The sequence below is a fragment of the Kitasatospora sp. NPDC041988 genome (assembly GCF_055588525.1).
On sequence record NZ_JBVJCO010000001.1, the window covers coordinates 359050 to 381669 of the forward strand.

Genomic DNA, 22620 nt, shown 5'->3' on the forward strand with positions numbered 1-22620 from the left:
AGCACGGCCCGTGCGGCGGTACTTCACGGTCCGCGGCGGCGAGCTGCTCTTCGCCGTCGCGGGCCTGCCGCCCGCCGTCCTCGGCGGCGCCTACGCGCTCGCCGTCCTCTACGCCGGGACGCTGCTCTCGCTCACCGTGCTCGGCCTGCCGTTCGTGGTCGCCGCGCTGGCCGGCGCGCGCGGCCTCGGCGGGCTCCACCGCCGGCTGGTCGGCCGGCTGCTGGGCGAGTACGTGGAACCGCCGCCCCCGCTGCCGAGGCCGGACGGCGCGTTCGCCCGCGGCCGCGCCGTCCTGGCCGACCCGGTCGCCTGGCGGGCGCTGCTCTACCTGCTGCTGCGCCTGCCGCTCGGACTGCTCGGCTTCGCCGCCGCCGTCGCCCTGCCGCTCGGCTGCGGCTGGCTGCTCGGGTTCCCGCTCTGGGTACGGCTGTTGGAGCCGGGGGAGCGGCCCGCCGGCTGGCTGGACGCGGCCGCCGTGCTGCTCGGCCTGGCCGTCCTGGCCGCCGTCCCGCTCGCCAACCACGCGCTCGGCTCGGCCAACCGGAGCATCGCGCGGCTGCTCCTCGGGCCGCCCCGCGCCCAGCAGCGGGTCCGCGCCCTCGAATCCGCCCGCGCCACGCTCCTCGCCGACAACACCGACCGGCTGCGCCGCCTGGAACGCGACCTGCACGACGGCACCCAGGCCCAGCTGGTCGCCCTCGCCATCACCCTCTCGCTGGCCGACGACGCGCTCGCTCCCGGCGCCGGACCAGGGAGCCCCGACCTCGCCCGCCTGCGCACCCTGGTCGACCGCGCCCGCGGCCAGACCGACGACACCATCACCGGACTGCGCCGGCTCACCCGGGGCATCCACCCGGTGGCGCTGGACGGCGGCCTCGGCGAGGCCCTGCCCGGGCTGACCGCCACCTCGCCCGTCCCGGTCGCCGTCCGCCTCGACCTGCGCGAACGGCCGGACCCGGCGATCGAACAGGCCGTCTACTTCTGCGCGGCCGAGCTGCTCACCAACCTCGCCAAGCACAGCGGCGCCCGGACGGCCGAGCTGTCGGCCACCGCCGCCGACGGCCGGGTCCGGCTGGTGGTGCGCGACGACGGCCGCGGCGGCGCCGTGCCCGGCGGGCCCGACGGCGGGACCGGGCTGGCCGGTCTCAGTGAGCGGCTCGCCGCCGTGGACGGCGTGCTCCGGGTGGAGAGCCCGGCCGGCGGGCCCACCGTCGTCACCGCGGTGCTCCCGAGCCGTGTGTGACCGACCGTCAGCCACTCGTCTCGGAGAGGTAGGTGAGCACCGCCTTCACCCGGCGGTTGTCAGCATCCGTGGCCGGCAGGTCGAACTTGGTGAACACGGCGGCGACATGCTTCTCCACCGCCCGCTCCGACACCACCAACCGCCCGGCGATCGAGCGGTTGGAATGCCCCTGCGCCATCAGCTCCAGCACCTCGCGCTCGCGCGGTGTCAACGCGTCCACCCGGCTGCGCCGCCCGCCCCGCATCAGCCGGGTCACCACCTCCGGGTCCAGCGCCGTCCCGCCGTCCGCGACCCGGCGCAGCGCGTCCACGAACTCGGAGGTCCGGGCGACCCGTTCCTTCAGCAGATACCCGACGCCGGCGGCGCCGCCCGCCAGCAGCCGGGACGCCCAGGCGGTCTCGACGTGCTGCGAGAAGACCAGGATGCCGACCTCCGGTAGGGTCGCGCGCAGCTCGACGGCGGCGCGGATGCCCTCGTCGGTGTGGGTGGGCGGCATCCGGATGTCCACCACCGCGACATCGGGCCGGTGTTCGGCCACGGCGGCGAGCAGCTCCGGCGCCGTCCCGGCCGCAGCGACCACCTCGCACCCACGGGCGCCGAGCAACTCGACCATCCCCTCCCGGAGGATCACCGAGTCCTCGGCCAGTACCACGCGCAACTGCCTGTCGATCATGACGCCATTATCGGGCCGCCAGGGAGCGTCGGTCCGCGCGGGCCGGAAGCGCTGGCTGCCGGTGGTGCGGGAAACCGTTCGCGACCAGGCGTTCGGCTACATCAGAATCACCCCCATGTCTCGCTCCACCGACGGACCCGCCTCCGCCCAGCCCGCCGCCGACCGTCTCCTCGCCGAGCTCGATCCGCTCCCGCACCCCGCCCGCCTGCGGCACCTGGCCCGCGCCGCCCACGCCCTCGCGGGGCGCGGGGAGCTGCCCGCCGTGCTGGCCGTACTGGCCGGCCGGGGGCGGTACGAGCGGCGGTTGGCGGCGCTCGCCGCGTTGACGGGCGGACAGACGTCGTACCTGGCTCGCGCGTGAGTGGCTGACGCGCCCGGAGCACCTGGCGGCCCTGCTGCGGGCGATGCCGCCGCACCGGCGGGAGGCGTTCTTCGACACCGTCACGGCGGGGGTACCGCTGGAGGGGACGTCCGTCGCGGAGCCCCTGCTGGCCGCTCTGCCGCGGGGCCGCCGCACGGCCGTGGCACGGGAGTCGGCGGCCAGAGGGCGGGCCGAGGAGTGGTGGATCGGCAACGTCCTGGCGGCGCTCGCGCACCTGCCGGTGGCCGAGGCCCGGCCCGAACTCCAGGCGGCGGTCCGGGCCTCCGACCCGGAGGACCGGGCGACCGCGTGGCCGTACCTCGTCGCCAACGCCGGCTACGCCCGGGACCACGCCGCCCTGCACGAGGTGCTCGTCCTGATGGACGGCCGGCTGCGCAACGAGCGGGACCAGATCCGGTCGCAGGCCCTGAAGGCCCTGGCCGCCGTGCCGGGTGCGCCGTTCACCGCGGCCGACGTCGCGCTGCTGGACCGGATCGCCCTCGCGGCCGTCCAGGCCCGCGACTGCTCGTGGGCCACTCGCAACGCGCTGCGTGACCTCGCGCTGGGCGTCCTGCGCCACCACACCGCCGCCGGGGAGCCGGAGCTCCTCGACTGGGCGGCCCGCGCCCTCGGCCGGCTCGCGGGCCGAACCGGCGGCGTCGACCTGGGTGGGCTCGTCCACACCCTGCGCCGCGGCCAGGAGGAGCTGGTCGTCGCCGCGCTGCGGCCGTGGCTCCGCTCCGGCGCCGACCACGGCGAGTACGGCCTGCTGTTCGCACTCCACGGCGCGCTCGGCCGGCGCGCGCACCGTCTGCCCGAGCTCCGGGACCTGCTGGGCGAGGCGCTGCGCAAGGGCGACGACGACGCCTTCCGCGCCGCCGCCTGGAGGTGGCTCGCCGATCCGGCGACCCGCGATGAACGGGTGGCGGAGCTGCTGGCGTTGGAGCCCTCGGCCGCCGTCCTGCCGGCCGTCGGGGAGGCACTGGCCGCCCGCCGTACCGATCTCCTGGACACCCTGCTCGCCGAGGAGCCGCCGTACGGCCGGTTCCTGCCCGGCCGGGCCCGCCGGCCGCTGCCCGGCTTCGAGTACGCCGACCGGTGGCTGCCCCGGCAGCAGGCGGCGGCGGCCCGGCTGGCGCGCGACGCGGCGGGGGACGAGAGCCGGCCGCTGGTGGAGCGGGCGGGCGTCGTCGCCTCGGCGGCCGCCGTTCCCGAGCAGGGGCGCGCCCTCGCACTGGACTTCGCGGCCTCGGAGGAGGTGCTGCTCGCCGAGGCGGCCCTCGCCGCCCTCGCGCGGACGGACGAGCCGTCCGAGGACCTCGCCGTGCTGCTCGCGCATGCGGGCGGCGACCGGGCCCGGGTCGCCGTGTACGCGGCCGACCGCGTCGCCGCCCGCACCCCGGCGGCCGCGCTCTCCGGCCCGCTCGGCGCGCTGCTGACCGCCACCGCCGGCGTGAAGGTGACCAGCCGCAAGGAGGCCGCCCGCCTCGCCGCGCGCCACCTGCCGCCCGCCGAGGCGGCCGGCCTGCTCGCCACCGCGTACCGCACCCCGCAGCAGCACCCGGATGTGCAGGCCGCCGTCGTCCGCTGCGCGCTCGGTCTGCTCGCCGCCGGCCCGCAGGCCGCCGCCGGGGTCTGGGAGCTGCTGGACGAGGCCGCGGGGAACAGCGCGCCCCAGGTGCGTTGGGCCCTGCTCGCGGCCCGTCCGCTGGACCTCCCGGCCGCCCACCGTCCGCGCTACACCCGGCTGTTGGCCGGCCTCGCCGAGGCCGCGGACCACGACGTCGCGGGCGGCGCGCTGTCCGCGCTCGAGCTCTGGGCCGCGTACGCGCCGGAGGCCGCCGAGGCCGTCCTGCGGGTCGCCACCGACCTGACCCGCAGCCGCTCCGGATGGCACCACGCCGTCGGGGTGATCGGCACGCTGGCCGGCTCGGGCCTGCCGCACCCGGTCGGCGGCGCGGCTCCGGGCAGCCTGCTGCACCGCACCGTCACCGAACTGCTGGGCGTCGTCCGGGCCGGGGAGCCGGCGGACGAGGCCGATCGCGATCTGCCGGCCTTCCGGCGCCTGCACCACCTGGTCACGATGGCGGTCAGCGGGCCTGAGGTCCTCACGGCCGTGGCCGGCCTGCTCGCGGACGTGCCGGATCTCCTCCCGGCGCGGCTCTCGGCGATGACCCGGGCGCTGGACGTGCGGGCCGACCTGCCGGAGCTGGTGGCCGCCCTCCGTGCCCTGGCCGCCGCCTTGGACGGCCACCCCGCGCTGGCCGCCGCCACCGCCACCCACCTGTGCAACAACCATGCGTACAACCGGAGTCGAGGGGTCGACGAGGCCACGATGCTGGAGGCGGTGCGGCGGCTGTCGGCCGGCGACGGCCTCGCGGAGGGGCTCCTCGCCACCGCTCTGGCCGAGGCCTTCGGCCCGGCGTTCCACTGGTCGCAGGGGTGGCGGGCCGCTCTGCGCACGCTGCGCGTGCACCCGGTGTCCGACGTCCGGCACGCCGCCCGGCAGGTGGCCGTCGTCCCGGAGTGACGCCCCGGCCCGGTCCGCGCCGTCGGGCAGCGGGCCGGGCCGGGCGTGGGGACCGGTCGGAGTTGTCCCGCGGCCGTCACGATGTTGTTGTGTCTCCTTCACATGAGGGATGCTCAGGTCCGGCATCGTCCACAGACGACCGCCGTACGCGTTCTGACAAGGGGACAAGTCATCGTGACCGCACGCCGCGCCCTCGCCGGCACCATCGCCACCGGTCTGCTCGCCGCGGCCGCCACCGCCCTCCTGCCGGCCACGTCGGCCGGCGCGAGCGGGCCCGCCGAGCTGCCCTTCGGCTCGGCCACCACCGTCGGGATCCACAACACCTACGACCCGGCCGCGTTCGGCCACCTCGCCCAGGGCCTGGACACCGGCACCGGCATGATCGAGCTCGACGCGTGGACGGACACCGTCACCAAGGAGTGGAAGGTCAGCCACTCCAACCCGCTGGGCAACGCCAACAACTGCGCAGCCGCCACCACGCCCGCGCAGCTCTACACCGGCGGCACCAACAAGAACCTGGAGACCTGCCTCGACGACGTCCGGATCTGGCTCGGGGCCCACCCCGCCGCCGGCCCGCTGGTGGTCAAGCTGGAGCTGAAGGCGGGCTTCGCCGCCAACCGCGGCATGGGCCCCGCCCAGCTCGACTCGCTGATAGCCGCGCACCTCGGCCCCGCCGTCTTCCGCCCCGCCGACCTGCTCGCCAAGCCTGGCGGCGGCAGCTACCCGAACGCCGACGAGGCCGCCCGCGCCGGCAACTGGCCGAGCCGTGCCGCGCTCGCCGGCCGGGTGCTGGTGTACGTGATCCCCGGGTCGCTCGAGGAGAGCAACCCCTTCGACACCCTGCTCACCGACGTCGAGTACGGGCGGCACCTGCGCGACCTCGCCGCGGCCGGCCGGATCGGTGACGCCCAGGTGTTCCCCGCCGTCCACGGCGCCGCCGCCGGCGACCCCCGCACCAAGTACGCGGAGTCGGCGATCCGCCCCTGGTTCGTCGTCTTCGACGGCGACGCCGCCGCGTACACCGGCGGGACGGACACCTCCTGGTACGACAGCCGGCACTATCTGCTGACGATGACCGACGCCCACAACGTCGCCCCCGCGATCAGCGCCACCGACCCGACGGCCGACCAGGCCCGCACCCGCACCGAGCAGTTGGCCCGGGCCCACGCGAGCATCGTCTCCAGCGACTGGCGCAAGCTCCCCGCCGTCCAGTCCCTCGTCCTCCCCCGAGGCTGACGGCCCCGAGGCCGATCACCCCGAGGCCGATCACCCTCGTCCGGCGGCACAGCCGGCCGCGGTCCTCCGGCAGCCTCCCGGGGGATGACAACGCGACAGTTGGTGTGCGACGCTGCACCTCGCGCGTGATCATCCGCGCTGCGGAGGACCGGGGGGTCGCATGAGCGACGAAGTGCCGTCGGGCGCGCCGGAGCGCGCCGGGCGGGGGTCCGCCAGCTGGCCGGCGAGTGTGCTGGTGGCGGCCGGGCTGCTGGTGGCCGCGGCGGCGCTGCGGCCGGACGGGGGACTGCTCGGGACGCCGGCCATCGGGCCGGTGGGATCCGCCGGGCTGGTCGCGCTGCTCGCGGGCGGATGGGGGATCGTCGTCGGCCGGTTCGCGGTGCGGTTCCGGGAGGAGGTCCGCCACCTGGACGGGCCGACGCCGTGGGCCGAGCGGCTGCGGCAGGCCGCCTCCGTGCTGCTGCCGGGGGCCGCGGTCACGGTGCCGGTGCTGATGTACCTCTTCCACACCCGGGCCTCCGGGTCGGACGATCCACCCGTGTTGCCCCTGGAGCCGCTGCCGACCGTCTCCACCTCGCCGGAACCGCCGCCGTCGATGGCCGTCGACGAGGGTTCCGGGGGCCTGTTCGGAGTGCTGTTCCTGGTACTGCTCGCCGTGCTGGCCGTCGCGGCGGTGATCGTGCTCCTGGTGGTCCTCGTTTCGGGGTTGCGGCGCCTGCGCCTGCGCCGGGAGGGGCCGGCGTCGTCGCTGCCCGCCGCTCCGCCGCGCCCCGAGGACGTTCTCGCGGCCGCCGTGGCCACCGGCCGCCGCGCGCTGACCGGTGACGACGCGCGGGCCGCGGTGATCGCCTGCTACGCCGCGATGGAGGGCTCGTTGGCGGCCTCAGGAGTGTCCCGGCGCGTCTGTGACAGCCCGGCCGAGCTGCTGGAGCGGGCGGTGGCCGACGACCGCGTGGACCGTTTCCACGCGGAGGCGCTCACCGAGCTGTTCCGGGAGGCGCGCTACTCGACCCACCCCATGGACGACGCCCACGTGCGCCGCGCGCAGACGGCCCTGGACGCCATCGCGGCCCACCTGGCGAGCCGCGTGGAGGAGCCGTCCGGGCCCGTCGCGGCCGAGGGCAGGACAGGAGACGGCCGGTGAGCAGTGACCAGCAGCTGGCCGGCTCGGTCCGGCACAGCCTGATCGAGCCGACCGCGGTGGCCGTCCTGGCGGAGATCGTGCTCGCCCTGGTCGGCGGCGCGCCCGCGGCCGGCGCCGGGGCGGTCCTGCTGACCGTCGTGGCACTGGTCACCGGCCGGTACGTCGCCGGCGCCGGGTCCGGGGAGGAGGGCCTGCGGCAGCGCGCGCGGGTGATGGAGGCGCACGAGCCCGGGCTCGGCGACTGGCGCTGGACCATCCGCCATGGGCTCGACCCGCAGGGCGACGGCCGGCCGCTGCGCGGCCGGCTCCAACGGCTTTACGCCGCACGGCTGTCGGAGGCTCACGGGCTCTCGCTCCCCGCCGACCGCGACCGGGCCGCCGAACTGGTCGGCCCCCGGCTCTGGCCCTGGATCGATCCGGAGGCCGCGGCCCCGGCGGAGACCGTTCCGGCGCCGGTCCTGCTCGCCCTCGTCGACCGGCTCGAATCCCTGTAGCCCAGGAGCCCGCCCGGCCCCGCACCGCCACCCCACGGCACCTCACCACCCCACCAAGGCACCGAAACCGCAGCCCCACGGCACCGAAACCGCAGCCCCCTTCAGGAGAGCCATGACCGCCGTTCCCCAGGCCCCCGCCGCCCCGGACGCCGCGCCCACCCCGGAGGCCCCGGCCGCGCCGGCCGCCGTGCTGACCCCGCAGGAGGCCGGCAAGCGCGCCCGCGCGGTGGTCGAGGAGATCGAACGGGCCGTGGTGGGCAAGCCCGAGGCCCTCCGCCTGGTGATGCTGGGCGTGCTGGCCGGCGGTCACGTGCTGATCGAGGACCTGCCCGGGCTCGGCAAGACCCTGCTGGCGCGCTCCTTCGCGACCACCCTCGGCCTGGACTTCCGCCGGATCCAGTTCACCCCCGACCTGCTGCCCTCGGACGTGACCGGCGCACCGTTCTACGACCGGAGCAGCGGGGAGATGGTGTTCAAGCCCGGCCCGCTCTTCACCCAGCTCCTGCTGGCCGACGAGATCAACCGCACCCCGCCGAAGACCCAGGCGGCGCTGCTGGAGGCGATGGCCGAGGGACAGGTCTCCGTGGACGGGGCCACCCGCCGGCTGCCGCAGCCGTTCGCGGTGATCGCCACCGCCAACCCGATCGAGTACGAGGGCACCTACTCGCTGCCGGAGGCACAGCTCGACCGCTTCCTCCTCCGGGTCCGGATGGGGTACCTGTCCACCGGGCTGGAGGCCGCGATGCTCCGGGCCCGGCTGGACCGGTCGGCGCCCGAGCCGGTCCTGGAGACGGTCAGCAGCCCGGCCGAACTGCTCGCCATGCGCGCGGCGGTGGAGCAGGTCGAGGTGGACGACGACCTGGTCGAGTACGTGGTCGCGCTGGTCGACGCGACCCGCAACGACCAGCAGATCCAGGTCGGCGCCTCGCCCCGCGGCGGTCTCGCGCTGATCCAGCTGGCCCGGGCCCGCGCGATGGTGGAGGGCCGCGACTACCTCACGCCGGAGGACGTCAAGGCGCTCGCCGTGCCCGCCCTGGCCCACCGCATCACGCTCAAGCCGGAGTTGTGGGTGCGCCAGATCGAGGCGGACGACGTGCTGGCGCGGCTGGTCGCCACCGTCCCCGCGCCGCAGACCCTGCCGAGGGCCGCGGCCGGGGACGCGGACCGCATACCGGGCGGCGCCCGGTGAGCCCCGCGCCACCGGCCGAACCCACTGGACCTGCCGGACGCACGGGACGTGCCGGACCCGCCGGACCCGCCGGAGCCAACCGGCCTGCCGGAGACCCCGGCCCCGCCGGGCCGCCCGGAGACCGTGCCGGGGAGCGGGCCCGGCGGCTCGCCGCGCAGACCGCCGGCCCCGGCCGCCGCCCCGTGCGGCGGCTGGCCTCGGCGCCCGCGAGCACCGACCGCAAGCCCTCCGCCCCCACCACGGCACGGCCCCCCGCCCGCGCGCACGACCGCGTCACCGCCCGCCTGTTGGCCCGGAGCGCCCGGGCCACCGTGGCCGGCCTGCCGAGCACCCCGCCCTCGCCGCACTGGCGGGTCGGTGAGCAGAGCCTGCGCCTGCTCACCGTGGCCGCCGTCGCGTCCGTTGCCGCGCTCGTCACCGGCCACGCCTGGCTGCTCGCCCTGGCCGCCGGCCCCGCCGTCCTGCTGGCGCTGGCCGCCCCGGGCCGCAGCAGGCCGTCCCGGCTGACCGCCGACGGCACGGCCGAACCACGCCGCTGCTTCGAGGGCGAGCCGATCACCGTGCGGATCACCGTCCGGCACGACGGGCGGATCGGCCCGCTCGACCCGACCATCGCGCTCGGCCCCGGCGTGGCCCTGGAGGCGCTCACCGTCGGCGCGGCCGAGGTGGACCTCGTCCTCCGCGCCCGGAGCTGGGGCCGGTGGACCCTGGGCGCCGTCGACCTCGACGTCTACGACGCCGGGGGCCTGACCCGTCGCACGGTGCGGACCGAACTCGGCGAGGTGGACGTCTTCCCGGTGCCCAGCGCCGCCCGGCTCACCCCGATCCCGGTCCGGCTGCCCGAACGGCTCGGCGAGCACACCACCGCCCAGGAAGGCACCGGCGTGGAGGTGGTCGGCGTGCGCCCGCACGTGCCGGGCGAACGCCAGCGGCGCATCCACTGGCCGTCGACCACCCGCCGCGACGCCGTCCAGATCAACCAGTTCGCGGCGGAGCGGGCCGCCGACGCGGTCATCCTGCTGGACGCGCTGGCCGACTTCCGGGACACCGCCACCGGCCTGTCCAGCCTGGACGAGACGCTGCGCGCGGCCGGCGGGCTGACCCGCGCCTACCTGCGCCGGCACGACCGGGTCGGCCTGATCGCGGTCGGCGGGAAGCTGCGCTGGCTGACCGCCGGCACCGGGGACCGGCAGTTCTACCGGATGGTGGAGAGCGTGCTGGAGGTCCGCCAGGACCGCCGCCACCGCGGCCCCGCCCTCCCGCGGCTCCCGCTGCCCGCACTGCCCGGCCATGCGCTGGTGTACGCGTTCACCTCGCTCGCCGACCAGCGGATCCTGGAGGTGCTCGGGCAGATCCGCGACCGCGGCAATCCGCTGGTGGTGGTGGAGATCCCCGCCGGCGAGCCGCCGGTGGAGCCCGGCGACGAGATCGACGCGCTCGCCCTGCGGCTCTGGCACGCCGAACGCGAGGCGATGCGCTCGGCCCTGCGGATGAAGGGCATCCCGGTGGCCCGCTACATTCCCGGCGAGGCGCTCGACCTGGCGCTCGCACCCCTGCTGCGCCGCCGGATCGGGGGAGGAGTCCGATGACCGCGAGTCCGAACTCGACCGTGGGGCCGAGGAAGGTGGAGCCGAGGACCGTGGAGCCGAGGACCGTGGAGCCGAGGTACGCGGAGCCGGCCGGCGGAAGCGCGAGGGGTACCGGGAGCGTGCCGCCGATGCCCTGGGCGGAGCGCGCCGTGCTGCGCGCCACGGGCGCCGCCCTGGCGCTGGCCGCTGCCGGGCCCGTGGGCAGTCCCGGCAGCGCGGTGGACCGGTTCGGGCCGGCCGCCGCGGTGGCCGCCGTCGTCCTCGCCGCCGCGGCCGCCGTGCCGCCGGTGGACACGCCGCGCCGTCCGGTCGGCTGGCCCGCCCGGCTGCTGGCGGGCCGCGCCACCGTGCTGCCCGCCGGGGCGGTGCTGCTCGCCGCGCCGGGCGAGCCGCCGCTCTGGCAGGCCGCGGCGGTGGCCGTCCTGCTGACCGGCTACCTGCTGCTGGTCGATGCCTTCGGCGCGCACCGCCGCACGGTCGGGCCGGCGCACGCCGTGGCCGCGGTCGCCGCGTCCGTCCTGGTCCTGCCGGTGGCCTTCGCGCCGTCCTCGGCGGGCGAGTGGTCGCGCCCGGTCGCCCTGCTCGGGGTGGCGGCCGCCGCCGGCGGCATCGGCCTGGCGCTCTGGCCCCATCGGCGCCGCCGGGTACGGGAGTAGCGCGCGGGCCCGCGGCCCCCACCCCCTCCCGCCGGGCGGTTCGCAGGCGTACCGTGGCCAGCACGGTGGCGCGCGCAACCCGCCGGCGCGCCCGGCCGGCCCGGTACGGCGGCGTCACCGCCCCGCCTTGGCACGCCCTGCCGGAGACCGCGATGGCTGATTCCATGGCCGACCGCATGGCCTTCTTCACCACGCCCCGCCGGGCGCGCGAGCGCCGGGCCCCGCAGGAGCGGCTGGGGGACTGGCACGAGGTCTACCGGGAGGGGGCGCTGCTGCCGGTCATCGGCGCCCAGGCCGCCCGCTGCATGGACTGCGGGCTGCCGTTCTGCCACCACGCCTGTCCGCTGGGCAACGTCATCCCCGACTGGAACACCCTGGTCGCCCATGACGACTGGGGTGCGGCCGCCGCGCGGCTGCTGGCCACCAACAACTTCCCCGAGTTCACCGGCCGGCTCTGCCCCGCCCCCTGCGAGAGCGCCTGCGTGCTGGCGATCGACGCCGAGGCCGTGACGATCAAGAACGTGGAGCTGGCGATCGCCGACCGGGCCTGGGAGGACGGGTACGACCGGCCGCAGCCGCCGGAGCGGATGAGCGGCCTGCGGGTGGCGGTGGTCGGCTCGGGTCCGGCCGGCCTGGCCGCCGCCCAGCAGCTGACCCGGGCGGGGCACACCACGACCGTGTACGAGCGCGCCGACCGAATCGGTGGGCTGCTGCGGTACGGCATCCCTCCGTTCCGGCTGGAGAAGCACCGCCTGGACCGGCGGATCGACCAGATGGCGGCCGAGGGCACCCGGTTCCGCACCGGGGTGGCGGTCGGGCGGGACGTGTCCGCGGACGGCCTGCGAGCCCGGCACGACGCGCTGGTGGTCGCGGTCGGCGCCACGGCCTGCCGGAACCTCCCGGTGTCCGGCCGCCGGCTGCCCGGGGTGCACCAGGCGATCACCTATCTGACCCTGGCCAACCGGGTCGACGAGGGCGACTGCCCGGCCTCCCCGCTGAGTGCCGAGGGGCGCAGCGTGGTGATCGTCGGCGGCGGCGACACCGCCGCCGACTGCCTGGGCACGGTGCTGCGCCAACGGGCGGCCGCCGTCACCCAGTTCGACATCAACCCGCGGCCGCCCGAACGCCGCGCGCCCGGCCAGCCCTGGCCCGTCCACCCCAAGGTGTACCGGGTGACGACCTCGCACGAGGAGGCCGGCGGCTCGGCGGCCGAGCCGCGGGTGTTCTCGGCGGCGACGGTGGGGTTCGAGGCGGGCGCGGACGGGCGGCTGGCGGCGGTCCGCTTCGCCGAGGCGCGGCCCGGCGACCGCCGCCCCCGGCCGGGGACGGAGCGGACCGTCCCGGCCGAACTGGCCCTGCTGGCCCTCGGCTTCAACGGTCCGGGGCGCAGGAGCGGCCTGGCCCGCCAACTGGGCCTGGCCGCCGACCGGCAGGGCCGGCTCACCCGCGACGACGGCTTCGCGGCCGGGGCGGACGGTGTGTTCGTCGCGGGCGACGCCGGGCGCGGGCAGTCGCTGATCGTCTGGGCGGTCGCCGAGGGCCGGGCGGCGGCCGCCGCCGTCGACCGCTACCTGCGCGGCAGTACCGACCTCCCGGCCCCGGTCGCCCCCTCGGACGGGCCGCTCACCGTCTGAGGGGGCGGAGCGGTCAGACCAGTTCGAGGACGAGCTTGCCGGTGTTCTCACCGCGGAAGAGCATCTGCAGGGTCTGCGGGAAGTCGTCGACGGTGCCCTTGACCACGTGCTCCAGGACCTTGATCCGCCCGGAGGCGATCCAGCCGCCGATCTCCCGGGCGGCCTCGGTGAAGCGCGGCGCGTAGTCGAAGACCACGAAGCCCTCCATCCGGGCCCGGCACACCAGCAGCGACAGGTAGTTCGACGGGCCCTGGACGCCCGTGGTGGTGTTGTACTGGCTGATGGCGCCGCAGATCACCACCCGGGCGCGCATCGCCAGGTTGGCCAGGGCGGCGTCCAGGATCTCGCCGCCGACGTTGTCGAAGTAGACGTCGATGCCGTCCGGCGCATGGGTGCGCAGCGCCTTCTTGACGTTCTCGGTGCGGTAGTCGATGGCGGCGTCGAAGCCGAGTTCGTCGGTCAGCAGGGCGCACTTCTCGGCCCCGCCGGCGATGCCGACAACCCGGCAGCCCTTCGCCTTGGCGATCTGGCCGGCCATGGTGCCCACGGCGCCCGCGGCGCCCGAGACCACGACCGTCTCGCCCTCCTTGAGCGCCCCGACGTCCAGCAGCCCGAAGTAGGCCGTCATGCCGGGCATGCCCAGCGCGCCGAGGAAGGTCGACGGCGAGGCGGCGGACGCGTCGATCTTCAGCGTGCCCTTGCCGTCGGAGACCACGTGCGACTGGACGCCGAAGGTGCCGGCGACCAGGTCGCCGATGCGGAAGCCCGGGTGGTTGGACTCGGTCACCTCGACCACCGAGCCGGCCCGCATCACCTCGCCGAGGCCGACCGGCGGCAGGTAGGAGGGGCGGTCGTCCAGCCAGCCGCGCATGGCCGGGTCGAGCGAGACGAACCGGGTGCGGCCGGCGAACTGCCCCTCGCCGGGCGCCGCGGCCGCCTCGGTGACGTGCTCCCAGTCCTCGGGGCCGACCTCGCCCACCGGGCGCCGGGCGAGGCGGATCTGACGGTTCTCTGCGGACAACATGGCGGCTCCCGGTGGGTGGACGTACGACGGAGCCGATTCTAAGCAAGCGCTTAGTCAGTGCGCCAGGGGCAACCGGTTGCGGCTACCGATCCATGCCTGATTCCGGCCCGCCCACCGCTCCTCCCGGGCACCGGCCGACCGGGTCGGCCCGGCGGGCGGTACGGGCGAGGCGCCACGGCCGGGTGGAGGCGGGCGGCTACGTTCGGGCGGGGGCCGACCGAACGACGTCCACGGGAGAGCCATGACTTCGAACCGGCCTGAGGGCGGCGTGCGGGCCTCGCAGGTGCTGCGCAACCCCAAGGTCTGGATGGTGCCGACGATCATCATCGGTACGGTGGCGTTCCTGCTGTCGCTGCTCTACATGGGCGGCATCGTCAACCCGCGCGCCGACCTGCACCGGCTGCCGATCGGCCTGGTCAACTCCGACGAGGGCGCCGCCGTGGGCGGGCAGCAGCTGAACCTCGGCGCGCAGATCACCGCCGGCATCGCCACCGCGCCGGACCCGAAGGGGCAGATCGACTGGCGGGTGCTCGACCGGGCGGGCGCCGATGATCAGCTGTCCTCGGGCAAGCTCGCCGGCGCGCTGGAGGTCCCGGCCGGCTTCACCGCCGCCGTGGCGGCCATGGGCGCCCCGGCAGGGCCGCAACCGCCGGCCCGCCCCACGATGACCGTCCTGACCAACCCCGGGGTGGGCAGCCTGGCCTCCTCGCTGGCCTCCTCGATCTCCCAGGCGGCCGCGCAGCAGGCCTCGGTACAGCTCGGCAAGACCCTCACGGCCCAGGCGCAGGCCCAGGCCCAGCCGCCGGGCCAGCCGCCGGCCCAGGACGGTGCGGCGACCAACGCGGCAGCGCTCCAACTGGCCGACCCGGTTACGGTCGAGGTCCAGGTCGGCCACCCCATCGGCCCGCACAGCGGCCTCGGCCTGACCGCCTTCTACTACACCCTGCTGCTCGTCCTCTGCGGCTTCCTGGGCGCGAACGTGATCAGCAACGGCGTCGACGTGGCGCTCGGCTACGCGGCCAGCGAGCTGGGCCCGCTGCGCACCCAGCGGCCGCTGGTGCGGATCAGCCGCACCCAGACGCTGGTCGTCACCTGCGTGATGTCGGTCGGGCTGGCGGTGCTGACGTCCAGTCTGGTCATGCTGGCGACCGTGGTGGTGCTCGGCATGGACGCCTCGCACCTGCCGCTGCTCTGGGTCTTCTCGGTCTGCGCCAGCGCGGCGGTGGGGCTCGGCGCGCAGGCGCTGATCGCGGCGTTCGGCGGGATCGGGCAGCTGATCAGCATGTTCGTCTTCATCGCGCTGTCGCTGCCGTCCTCCGGGGCGACCATCCCGCTGCAGGCGCTGCCGGACTTCTACCGGGGACTGGCGGTGTTCGAGCCGATGCGCCAGCTCAGCGACGGCGTCCGGTCGATCCTCTATTTCGACGCACAGGCGGACGCGGGGCTGGCCCGGGCCTGGATCATGATCGCGATCGGCCTGACGGCCGCGCTGGTCTTCGGCTTCGCGATGACCACCTACTACGACCGCAAGGGCCTGCACCGCTTCCACCCCGAGGTGAGCTGAGCGGCCGTCGACAACGCCGCCGGCCTCGGCGGGACCGGGGGAGGAGCGAACCGCGCCGGGTGGTCCCGGGGTCGGAGAACGACTCCCTCCTGCGGGCGGATGGCGGGCCGCGCGCGGCGCCGTATCGTCGATGCCATGAGCCGACCGCTGCACCTGGCCGCGTACCTGCTGGCCTTCGACACCCGGGCCCAGTCCCTCCAGGACCGCACCCGGGCCGGCTTCCTGCTGCGCGCGGCCGCCCTGGCCGAGCTCGTCCACCGGGGCGACATCGCCGAGGACAGGGCCGGCCGGGTACGGGTCGTGACGACCACCCCCGTGGAGGACCGCGTCCTCGACGCGCTGCTCGCCGAGCTGGACACCCGGCCGCGCAGCTGGAAGTCGTGGATCAGACGGAGCCGCGACGAGACGCTGGACGCCGTCGAACAGCGGCTCGCGGTGCTCGGCGTGCTGACCGTGGAGGACCGCGATCCCCACGGCGCCGTCAAGCCGCTTCGGTCGGTGGCCGTGAAGGATCCGCGCGAGGCGCAGGACCTCCAGCTGAGGGTGGCGGAGGCCGTCCGCGGCGCCGGCCCGGTCAGTGAGGTGCCCTTCGCGGACGCCGTGCTGGCCGCGCTGGCGGCCCACGGTCACCTACGGCTGGTGGTCTCCCGGCACGACCGGCGGGAGCACGCCGACCGGGTCGCGGAGTTCACCGGCCGACTGGCCGAACGGGCACCGGGCCTGGCCCGGGCGGTGGCAGGCCTGGGGATGACGATGGTCGCCGCACAGGGCGGGATGGGGAGCGGCGGCTGAGACGGGCGCTCCCGGGACACGGGCCGTCAGAGGAGCTCGACCAGCCTGGGGCGGGGCGACTGAGCGGTCCGGCCCCTGCGCGGCCGTCCAACCGGAAACCCGCTCGTCGGCGCGGGTACGGCCCCCGTAGACTCCGGTGCCTGTGACCGAGACCAGCACCCACCCGACCGACGCCGTCCACCCGGCCGCCACCACCCACCCCTCGCCCCCCGCCGGGGACGCCGGGCTGATCGGCGCCGCCGTGGCCGCCGCCGGCCGGGGCATGATCGACCGTGAGACGGTGGCCGAGGTGGTGACGCTCTGTGCGGTCGCCGGTGAGCACCTGCTGGTGGTCGGAGCGCCGGGCACCGCCAAGTCCGAGGCGGTGCGGCGGGTCGCCGGGCAGCTGGGCGGGCGCTACTTCGAGTACCTGCTCGGCCGGTTCACCGAGCCCAACGAGCTGTTCGGGCCGGTCGACCTGCGCCGACTCCGCGAGGGACGGGTCGAGTTCGAGACCGCGGGGATGCTGCCCGAGGCCGACATCGCCTTCTTGGACGAGGTGTTCCTCGGCTCCACCGCCGTCCTCAACACGCTGCTCGGCCTGCTCAACGAGCGGGTCTTCCGCCGCGGCCGCACCGTCCTCGCCAGCCCGCTGCGGGTCTGCGTCGGCGCCGCCAACCACCTGCCGGACGATCCCGCGCTCGCCGCCTTCGCCGACCGCTTCCTGGCCCGGGTCTTCGTCGAGCCGGTGGCCGACGCCCGGCTGGAGGAGCTGCTGGAGGCCGGCCGCCGCCCGGCCGCCGCCCCGGTCCACCCCGGCGACCTGCTCGGTGCCGTCGACCGGCTCGCCGCCGCCGCCCGTGAGTGCGACCTGGACGAGGTGACCCCGCTGCTCGGCGCCGCACTGCGCCGGCTGCGCGGGGCCGGGGTGCCGGTCAGCGACCGGCGGGCGGTGCGGTCGCAGAACCTGGTCGCCGCGGCCGCCGTGCTCGACGGCCGGAGCTCGGCCTCCGCACGCGACCTCTGGGTGCTGCCGCTGATCGCCCCGACCGCCGACACCCAGGCGCTGGCCCGCGACACCCTCGCCGACCTGATCGAGAAGGCCGCCAACCGCAGCCTGGTGCACGCCGCCGAGGAGCTGTCCCGCAGCACGGCGGCCCGGGCGGAGCGACTCGCCCGTACCGGCACCGCGCTGCTCGCCGAGCACCGCGGCCTGCCCGGCGGGCGCGACTCGCGGCTGCGGCTGGAGGCGGCGCTGCGCGAGATCGACGCCGGCTTCGACCCGGCCGACCTGCCGGCCGCGCTGGCCGGCATACGCGCCGAGCTGGTTGCGGCGGTCGCGCCCTCGTGACCACAGCCCCGCCCGCCTTCCCGCTGCGGTGGGAGCGCCGTGAGCCCCCGCTGCCCGCCGCCGCCGTGCTCGCCCTGGGCGACGCGGTGCCCGCACTGGCCGCCGCCACCCGGGACCGGCTCCGCGACGGCGCCCGCCTCGGCGTCCTCGCCGACGGCCCGATCCCCGCGAGCCCACCCCCCGGCGGTCCGGCGAGCCCCGCAGACGCCGCGCTGACCGCGGGCGTCGCGCTGCCCGAGTCCGGCGCGGTCACGCTGCTCGTCCTGGGCGCCGAGGCCGACCTGCCGTGGGCCGACGGCGCCCGCTACCTCGGCCGTGACGCCGGCCTGCTCGTCCCCACCACCGCCCGCCCCGGGCCGGCCGCCGCACTCTGGCGCCGCGCGCTCGGTGCCGAGGACGGCCAGCTCTGCGTCCTCGTCCCGGGCCACGCCCTGGTCGCCGACCCACCCCCGCCCGCCGCCTCCCCGGATGCGCTGGAGCCGTACACCCGGAGCGCGGACCGATGACGACCACCCGGCTGCCCGCCGCCCTCGCCCCCTGGGCCGCCACCCTCTCCGCGCTCAGCCCCGAACTCGCCGTCGCCCTCGGCCCGTTGCTGCGCCGCCTGGACGCCCTGGTCGGGGCGCGCGAGCCCGTCGTCGATGTCCTCGGCGAGCCGGACGGCCTCGGCGGCCTCACCCGCGCGGGCCGGCCGGACCGGCTGCTGCCCTCCGAGTGGCTGCTCGCCGACGCGTACCCGGACGAGTTCCTGCGCCGACTGGCGGACGGCGAACTCCTCCACCACGCACCGGAGTTCCACACTCCGGTCGCCCGCGGCCGGATCGTCGCGATGGTCGACACCGGCCCCACCCAGGCCGGGGCCGGCCGGCTGGTCCAGCTCGCCGCGCTGCTCGTCCTGCACCGCCGGGCGGCCGCACGCGGCACCGAGCTGGTGGTCGGCGTGCTCGGCGATCCGTTCGGCCGCCTGCTCACCGGCGACCTCGCCGAGCTGCTGCCGGCCTGGCTGGCCGCCCGCCGGCCGGCCGACCCCACCGCCGAGGACGTCCGGCGGGTCCAGGCCGGCCTCGACGCCGAGGACCACGCCTGGCTGCTCACCTCGCCCCGGCTCGCCGGGCAACTCCCGTCCCGGGCCCGGGTACTGGCGAGCGAACCGGCCCGCTGGTCCGCCGACGGCGCCACCCATGTCACCGTCCGCCTCGACGGCGCCGAGACCGAACTCCCGTTGCCCGTACCGGAGATCTCCGTCCGGGCGCTGCGCGGCAGCGAGTTCCGACGGGCCGTCGCGCCCGCCGCCGTCGCGTTGTCGGCCGGGGCGACCGGGGCGACCGGGTCGGCCGGGTCGGCCGGGGGAGCGCCCGCCTTCACCACGGACGCCCGCACCCTGCTCGCCCGGGGAAGGCGCGCCACCATCCTGCTCGCCGTCAACCTGCCGAGCGCCGAGAACGGCCCCGCCACCGCGGTCCGGCCGCGGCGCCACGAACTGCACGGCCCGGTGGTCGCCGCCGGGCGCATCGGCCGGCGGCTGATCGCCCTGTACGTGCGCGGCGACCGGCTGATCCCCTACGTCAGCGGCCGACCGCTCTCCGGACGTGGCGGCGAGCCCGGCGGGTTCAGCGCCGAGGCGGCCGCGTTCGGGCTCGACCGGGCCCGGCTGGCCGAGCAGCTCACCCGCCCCGTCCTGCCACTGCTGCGCAACGGGGACGACCTGGTGTTGCCGTTGGCCGGCCGCTGGTGGCGGATCGCGCCCGACGGTGCCGTGGCCGACGACGGCGAGGTCGGCCAGGGCGTGGAGGGGCGGCAGTATTTCAACCGCTTCCGCGAGCCGCGGCTGTACGACCGGAGCCTGCCGCCCGAGGCCGCCCGGGCCCGTCACCTCGTGCACAGCGGCGCCACCGTCGGCTGGTCGGAGGACGGCAGGAACTGGCACGTGCGGACGTGGCAGGGCACGAACTGGCACGGGCGGACGCGGGAGGGGGAGGAGCGCCGGATCTCCTTCCGCGAGCCCGCCGAGGTGATCGGCCTGGTCCACCACGAGGCGGTGCCCGCGCTGGTCACCTGCACCCACAGCGGCCGTCTGGTGCGCACCGTCCGCGCGGACGGGGTCCGTACCCTGACCCGCTTCTCGGGCGGCACCGCACCGCCCGCCGTCCACCCGACGCTGCCGCTGATCGCCGCCGAGACCCGGCCGGGGCGGATCGTGGTCGGCCACGCGCACACCGGCCGGATCCACCACATGATCGGGAGCGACGAGTGACCGCCACCCCCGCCGCGGCGTTCCGCGCCACCGTCACCGCCGCCGGATTCCTCCTCGACGTGCCGGTGATCGGCGCGGCCGAGGCCGCCGTCCGCGTCCTGGCGCACTGGCAGGACGGCGCCGAGCTGCGTGAACTACCGGACGGACGCTGGCTGTTCACGCTGGCCGTAGGGGTGGAGATCCGGGCCGACCGGGCCCCCGGACTTCCGGTCGAGCGTGCGGACAGCGGTGCGCTGGTCGCCGTCGGCACCGATCGGCAGGAGATTCCGGCCGGGCGGCTCGCCTTCTCCGCAGCCGGTCTGACGATCACCCACCGGATATCCGGACTGGCGGAGTTGGACCCGTCGGGCTGGCTCGACCCGACCGGCGTCGCGATGCACCGCCCGCGACCGGTCGGTGTCGCCGCCGAGCCCGTGGCCGAACCGGTCGTGGAGGCCCTGCCGGAGCGCCCGCAGCCCGACCTGCGGACCGCCGCCGGCATCGGCCCGCCGGGCGAACGGGCCCGCCGGCTCACCGGGGACGCCCCGTCCGGAGCCCGCCGCCGGTCCTTCGCCCGCCGCCGGTCCTTCGCGCGGCCCCGGTCCTTCGCCGGGCCCGCGTTGGTCAGCTTCACAGCCCGGGTCGGACCGGCCGTGTACTGGGTGGCCCTGGTCCTGACGCTTGGTGCCATGCTCCTGGCCGCGGCCAGCTTCGCGGGCATCATTGCCGACCGCAGCTTCCGCCCCGGCGGGTTCCTCATCGTGCTCGCCGTCGGGCTGGCCGCCATCCGCCCCCGCGTGGGAGCCACCAAGGCCACCGCGGCGGGCGCCTCAAGCCCCGCCGCACCGGCCCCCGGCCGGCCCCGGAGCGCCCGGCGGCCCGGGAGCGCCCGCCGCCCGCGGTTGGGCAGCCTGCTGGCACGCCTGGCCATGCACACCCCGGCGGCCCGGCTGGTGCGTGGCCGCCACGCGCGCTACCTGCACGAACTCACCCGTGCCTTCGAACAGTGCCGCTGGGAGGACGCCCTGCGCGACGCCCTCCCGGTCGCCGGGGGCCGGCCGGCGGGCGGGAAGTCCTGGCTCTCCCTCGGTCTGCCCCGCCGCTACACGGGCGAGCTGCGGGCGAACCCGCAGGCCGCCGGCGCGGGCGGTGCGTCCCCGCTCTCCGGCCCCACCGTCCACGACCACCTCGCCGGCCTCTACCGCCGCGCCGCGGAGGCACTGGAGCGCGAAGGCCGGGTCGACGAGGCGGCGTTCGTCCTCGCCGATCTGCTGAACGCGCCGGGCGAGGCAGTCGCCGTGCTGATCCGCAACGGCCGCACCGCACAGGCCGCCGAACTCGCCGAGGGCCGGGACCTCGCCGCCGACCTGGTGGTCCGGCTCTGGTGGCGGGCCGGCGAGCGCGAGCACGCCGTCCGGATCGCACACCGCCGAGGTGCCTTCGCCACCGCCGTCGAACGCCTCACCGCGACATACCCGCAGGCCGCCCGCGAACTGCGGGCCGCCTGGGCCGCGCACTGCCGGGAGGCCGGCGACCGCCTCGGCGCCGTCGAGGCCGCCTGGCCGGATGAGGCGCTGCGCCCCTCGGTCGTGGCCGACCTGCGCGACGCGGTCGCCCTCGGCGGACCGGCCCGGGGCCGGGCGCTGCCCTACCTGCTGGCGCTCGGCGCGGGGGAGCACACCCGGGCGCTCGCCCTGGCCGTCCTCGACGGCGACGGCGACCCGCGCGCCACCGGCCGCTCGGCGCTGGCCGCGGCCCTGGCGGACCTGCCCGCCGCCGACCCGGCCGCCGACCGTGCACTCGCCACCGCCGCCGCCCGGGCGGTCGTGCGGGACGGCGGCTTCGGCGGCGCCCATGCCGGGCCGACCGAAAGCGCCCTCGCCGAGCGGCTGTTGAAGCGGGCGGACCCGCTGGCCGCCGCCGACCTGGCCCGGCCCCGGCGCCCCGCCCGTCCCGCCGGCGCCACGCCCGCGTACACCGCCGCGGAGCGGCCCGGCACGCTGCCGGTGCTGGACGCGGCACTGCTCGGCTCCGGCGCCCTGCTGGTCGCCTGCGGCCAGGCGGGCGTGCGGCTGCTGACCGCCGACGGCCGCACCAAGGCACGCTGGGACGTGCCCGCCGACCGACTGGTCCTCGCCGACCACGGCGGCAGCGCGCTCCTGGTGGCCGGCTACGGACAGGTGCGCGAGCTCGCCCGCCTCGACCTCGCCACCCGGACCGTCCGGCCCTGGGCCACCCTGCGGGTCCGGCAGCTCGCCCCGTCCTTCGACGGCCGCCACCTGATCACCGCGGACGAGGACGGCATCGCCGTCCTGGACACCCTGGCGCCCCGCCCCACCGTGGTCTGGCGCGAACTCGGCGGCGGGCAGCGGCTGGTGGGCCGGATCGCCCGTTCGGCCGGCAGCTGCGCGGCCGTCGTGGTCTCGGCCCTGCCCGACGGCTCGTCGCTCACCGAACTGTGGCGCTGGGACCTGCCCGGCTGGGAGCTGCGCTCGCGGCTTCGGCTGGACCAGGCCGCCACCGACCTCGGCGCCTCGGTGGCGCTCGCCACCGACGGCCTGCTCACCGCGTACGGGCAGGAGCACCCGGACCGGACCACCCTCGGCTGGACGGGCGAGTCCGCCGGCCCTGCCGCCGAACTGACCGTCGCGGGCCTCGCCCCGCACGGCCCCACCGCCGACGGCGACCACTGGGCGCTCACCGTCCCCCTGGCCGACGGCACTGGCGCCCTCGTCCACGTGGGCGCCGCCCCGGCAGCCGAGCCCACCGCCACGGCCGTCCTCCCGCACGCGGACCCGCCGTACGTCGGCGTGCGCGGACACGCCGGCGCGGTCACCTGCTGGCACCGCTCCGGCCGCGTCCTCGCCGTCTCCACCGACGGCGCCACCCTGCTCGCCAACCTGCGCGTCACCGCCGACTAGCGGAGCG

General features: G+C 77.0%; 18 protein-coding genes. 16 read left to right on the plus strand and 2 right to left on the minus strand.

The genetic code is table 11. From position 1 onward, the window contains the following. Positions 1 to 10 precede the first annotated feature (10 nt). Entirely contained in the window at positions 11 to 1243 is a 1233-nt protein-coding gene (locus tag ACZ6NC_RS01480) for a sensor histidine kinase (protein WP_465727747.1), read from the plus strand. A 7-nt stretch (positions 1244 to 1250) separates the two neighbouring features. Here the strand turns inward: ACZ6NC_RS01480 and ACZ6NC_RS01485 are convergent, their stop codons facing one another. Beyond that, entirely contained in the window at positions 1251 to 1916 is a 666-nt protein-coding gene (locus ACZ6NC_RS01485; RefSeq protein WP_465727749.1) for a response regulator, read from the minus strand. Between the two features lie 115 nt (positions 1917 to 2031). On the opposite strand from ACZ6NC_RS01485, the gene ACZ6NC_RS01490 reads away from it, so the two are divergent. The 9 genes from ACZ6NC_RS01490 (at position 2032) to ACZ6NC_RS01530 (ending at position 12749) form a co-directional block, all read left to right on the plus strand. Beyond that, positions 2032 to 2277: a hypothetical protein gene (locus tag ACZ6NC_RS01490; RefSeq protein ID WP_465727751.1), complete on the plus strand. Its 246-nt coding sequence runs from the start codon at positions 2032 to 2034 to the stop codon at positions 2275 to 2277. A 43-nt stretch (positions 2278 to 2320) separates the two neighbouring features. Then, on the plus strand, positions 2321 to 4807 hold the full coding sequence (locus tag ACZ6NC_RS01495; RefSeq protein ID WP_465727753.1) for a hypothetical protein: 2487 nt from the start codon (positions 2321 to 2323) through the stop codon (positions 4805 to 4807). A 174-nt stretch (positions 4808 to 4981) separates the two neighbouring features. Then, on the plus strand, positions 4982 to 6043 hold the full coding sequence (locus ACZ6NC_RS01500) for a phosphatidylinositol-specific phospholipase C domain-containing protein (RefSeq protein WP_465727755.1): 1062 nt from the start codon (positions 4982 to 4984) through the stop codon (positions 6041 to 6043). Positions 6044 to 6203: 160 nt separating this feature from the next. Then, a complete protein-coding gene (locus ACZ6NC_RS01505) occupies positions 6204 to 7187 on the plus strand; it encodes a DUF4129 domain-containing protein (protein ID WP_465727757.1) in 984 nt (327 codons plus the stop codon). Continuing rightward, the gene (locus ACZ6NC_RS01510) at positions 7184 to 7681 is read left to right on the plus strand and encodes a hypothetical protein (RefSeq protein WP_465727759.1); all 498 of its coding nucleotides are present in this window, start codon (positions 7184 to 7186) and stop codon (positions 7679 to 7681) included. The genes ACZ6NC_RS01505 and ACZ6NC_RS01510 overlap by 4 nt, the downstream gene beginning before the upstream one ends. 112 nt (positions 7682 to 7793) lie before the next feature. Further along, entirely contained in the window at positions 7794 to 8870 is a 1077-nt protein-coding gene (locus ACZ6NC_RS01515) for an AAA family ATPase (protein ID WP_465727761.1), read from the plus strand. Between the two features lie 182 nt (positions 8871 to 9052). Continuing rightward, the gene (locus tag ACZ6NC_RS01520) at positions 9053 to 10459 is read left to right on the plus strand and encodes a DUF58 domain-containing protein (protein WP_465727763.1); all 1407 of its coding nucleotides are present in this window, start codon (positions 9053 to 9055) and stop codon (positions 10457 to 10459) included. A gap of 128 nt (positions 10460 to 10587) precedes the next feature. Further along, complete coding sequence (locus tag ACZ6NC_RS01525) at positions 10588 to 11115, plus strand: hypothetical protein (protein ID WP_465727765.1); 528 nt, start codon at positions 10588 to 10590, stop codon at positions 11113 to 11115. A gap of 164 nt (positions 11116 to 11279) precedes the next feature. After that, complete coding sequence (locus tag ACZ6NC_RS01530; RefSeq protein ID WP_465728303.1) at positions 11280 to 12749, plus strand: glutamate synthase subunit beta; 1470 nt, start codon at positions 11280 to 11282, stop codon at positions 12747 to 12749. Between the two features lie 13 nt (positions 12750 to 12762). Here the strand turns inward: ACZ6NC_RS01530 and ACZ6NC_RS01535 are convergent, their stop codons facing one another. Continuing rightward, positions 12763 to 13773: an NADP-dependent oxidoreductase gene (locus ACZ6NC_RS01535; protein ID WP_465727767.1), complete on the minus strand. Its 1011-nt coding sequence runs from the start codon at positions 13771 to 13773 to the stop codon at positions 12763 to 12765. 241 nt (positions 13774 to 14014) lie between these two features. Here ACZ6NC_RS01535 and ACZ6NC_RS01540 point away from each other — a divergent pair, with 241 nt between their 5' ends. From ACZ6NC_RS01540 to ACZ6NC_RS01565, 6 genes are all read left to right on the plus strand, one after another. Further along, positions 14015 to 15337, plus strand: coding sequence for a YhgE/Pip domain-containing protein (locus ACZ6NC_RS01540; RefSeq protein ID WP_465727769.1), 1323 nt, complete (start codon positions 14015 to 14017; stop codon positions 15335 to 15337). Positions 15338 to 15472: 135 nt separating this feature from the next. Beyond that, positions 15473 to 16129 carry a GPP34 family phosphoprotein gene (locus ACZ6NC_RS01545; protein WP_465727771.1) on the plus strand — a complete coding sequence of 219 codons (657 nt, stop codon included), beginning with the start codon at positions 15473 to 15475 and terminating at the stop codon, positions 16127 to 16129. 142 nt (positions 16130 to 16271) lie between these two features. Beyond that, a complete protein-coding gene (locus ACZ6NC_RS01550; RefSeq protein WP_465727773.1) occupies positions 16272 to 17459 on the plus strand; it encodes an AAA family ATPase in 1188 nt (395 codons plus the stop codon). After that, positions 17456 to 17965 carry a bpX5 domain-containing protein gene (locus ACZ6NC_RS01555; protein ID WP_465727775.1) on the plus strand — a complete coding sequence of 170 codons (510 nt, stop codon included), beginning with the start codon at positions 17456 to 17458 and terminating at the stop codon, positions 17963 to 17965. Before ACZ6NC_RS01550 ends, ACZ6NC_RS01555 begins: the two co-directional genes overlap by 4 nt. After that, positions 17962 to 19713, plus strand: coding sequence for a hypothetical protein (locus ACZ6NC_RS01560; RefSeq protein WP_465727777.1), 1752 nt, complete (start codon positions 17962 to 17964; stop codon positions 19711 to 19713). Before ACZ6NC_RS01555 ends, ACZ6NC_RS01560 begins: the two co-directional genes overlap by 4 nt. Next, the gene (locus ACZ6NC_RS01565) at positions 19710 to 22613 is read left to right on the plus strand and encodes a bpX6 domain-containing protein (protein ID WP_465727779.1); all 2904 of its coding nucleotides are present in this window, start codon (positions 19710 to 19712) and stop codon (positions 22611 to 22613) included. The genes ACZ6NC_RS01560 and ACZ6NC_RS01565 overlap by 4 nt, the downstream gene beginning before the upstream one ends. The last annotated feature ends 7 nt before the right edge of the window (positions 22614 to 22620 follow it).

What these genes read in the sequence shown, in the direction of transcription:
- ACZ6NC_RS01485 (WP_465727749.1), bottom strand. Translation starts at nt 1,916, where the DNA reads ATGATCGACAGGCAGTTGCGCGTGGTACTGGCCGAGGACTCGGTGATC.
- ACZ6NC_RS01490 (WP_465727751.1), top strand. Translation starts at nt 2,032, where the DNA reads ATGTCTCGCTCCACCGACGGACCCGCCTCCGCCCAGCCCGCCGCCGAC.
- ACZ6NC_RS01495 (WP_465727753.1), top strand. Translation starts at nt 2,321, where the DNA reads ATGCCGCCGCACCGGCGGGAGGCGTTCTTCGACACCGTCACGGCGGGG.
- ACZ6NC_RS01505 (WP_465727757.1), top strand. Translation starts at nt 6,204, where the DNA reads ATGAGCGACGAAGTGCCGTCGGGCGCGCCGGAGCGCGCCGGGCGGGGG.
- ACZ6NC_RS01515 (WP_465727761.1), top strand. Translation starts at nt 7,794, where the DNA reads ATGACCGCCGTTCCCCAGGCCCCCGCCGCCCCGGACGCCGCGCCCACC.
- ACZ6NC_RS01525 (WP_465727765.1), top strand. Translation starts at nt 10,588, where the DNA reads ATGCCCTGGGCGGAGCGCGCCGTGCTGCGCGCCACGGGCGCCGCCCTG.
- ACZ6NC_RS01530 (WP_465728303.1), top strand. Translation starts at nt 11,280, where the DNA reads ATGGCCGACCGCATGGCCTTCTTCACCACGCCCCGCCGGGCGCGCGAG.
- ACZ6NC_RS01535 (WP_465727767.1), bottom strand. Translation starts at nt 13,773, where the DNA reads ATGTTGTCCGCAGAGAACCGTCAGATCCGCCTCGCCCGGCGCCCGGTG.
- ACZ6NC_RS01540 (WP_465727769.1), top strand. Translation starts at nt 14,015, where the DNA reads ATGACTTCGAACCGGCCTGAGGGCGGCGTGCGGGCCTCGCAGGTGCTG.
- ACZ6NC_RS01545 (WP_465727771.1), top strand. Translation starts at nt 15,473, where the DNA reads ATGAGCCGACCGCTGCACCTGGCCGCGTACCTGCTGGCCTTCGACACC.
- ACZ6NC_RS01560 (WP_465727777.1), top strand. Translation starts at nt 17,962, where the DNA reads ATGACGACCACCCGGCTGCCCGCCGCCCTCGCCCCCTGGGCCGCCACC.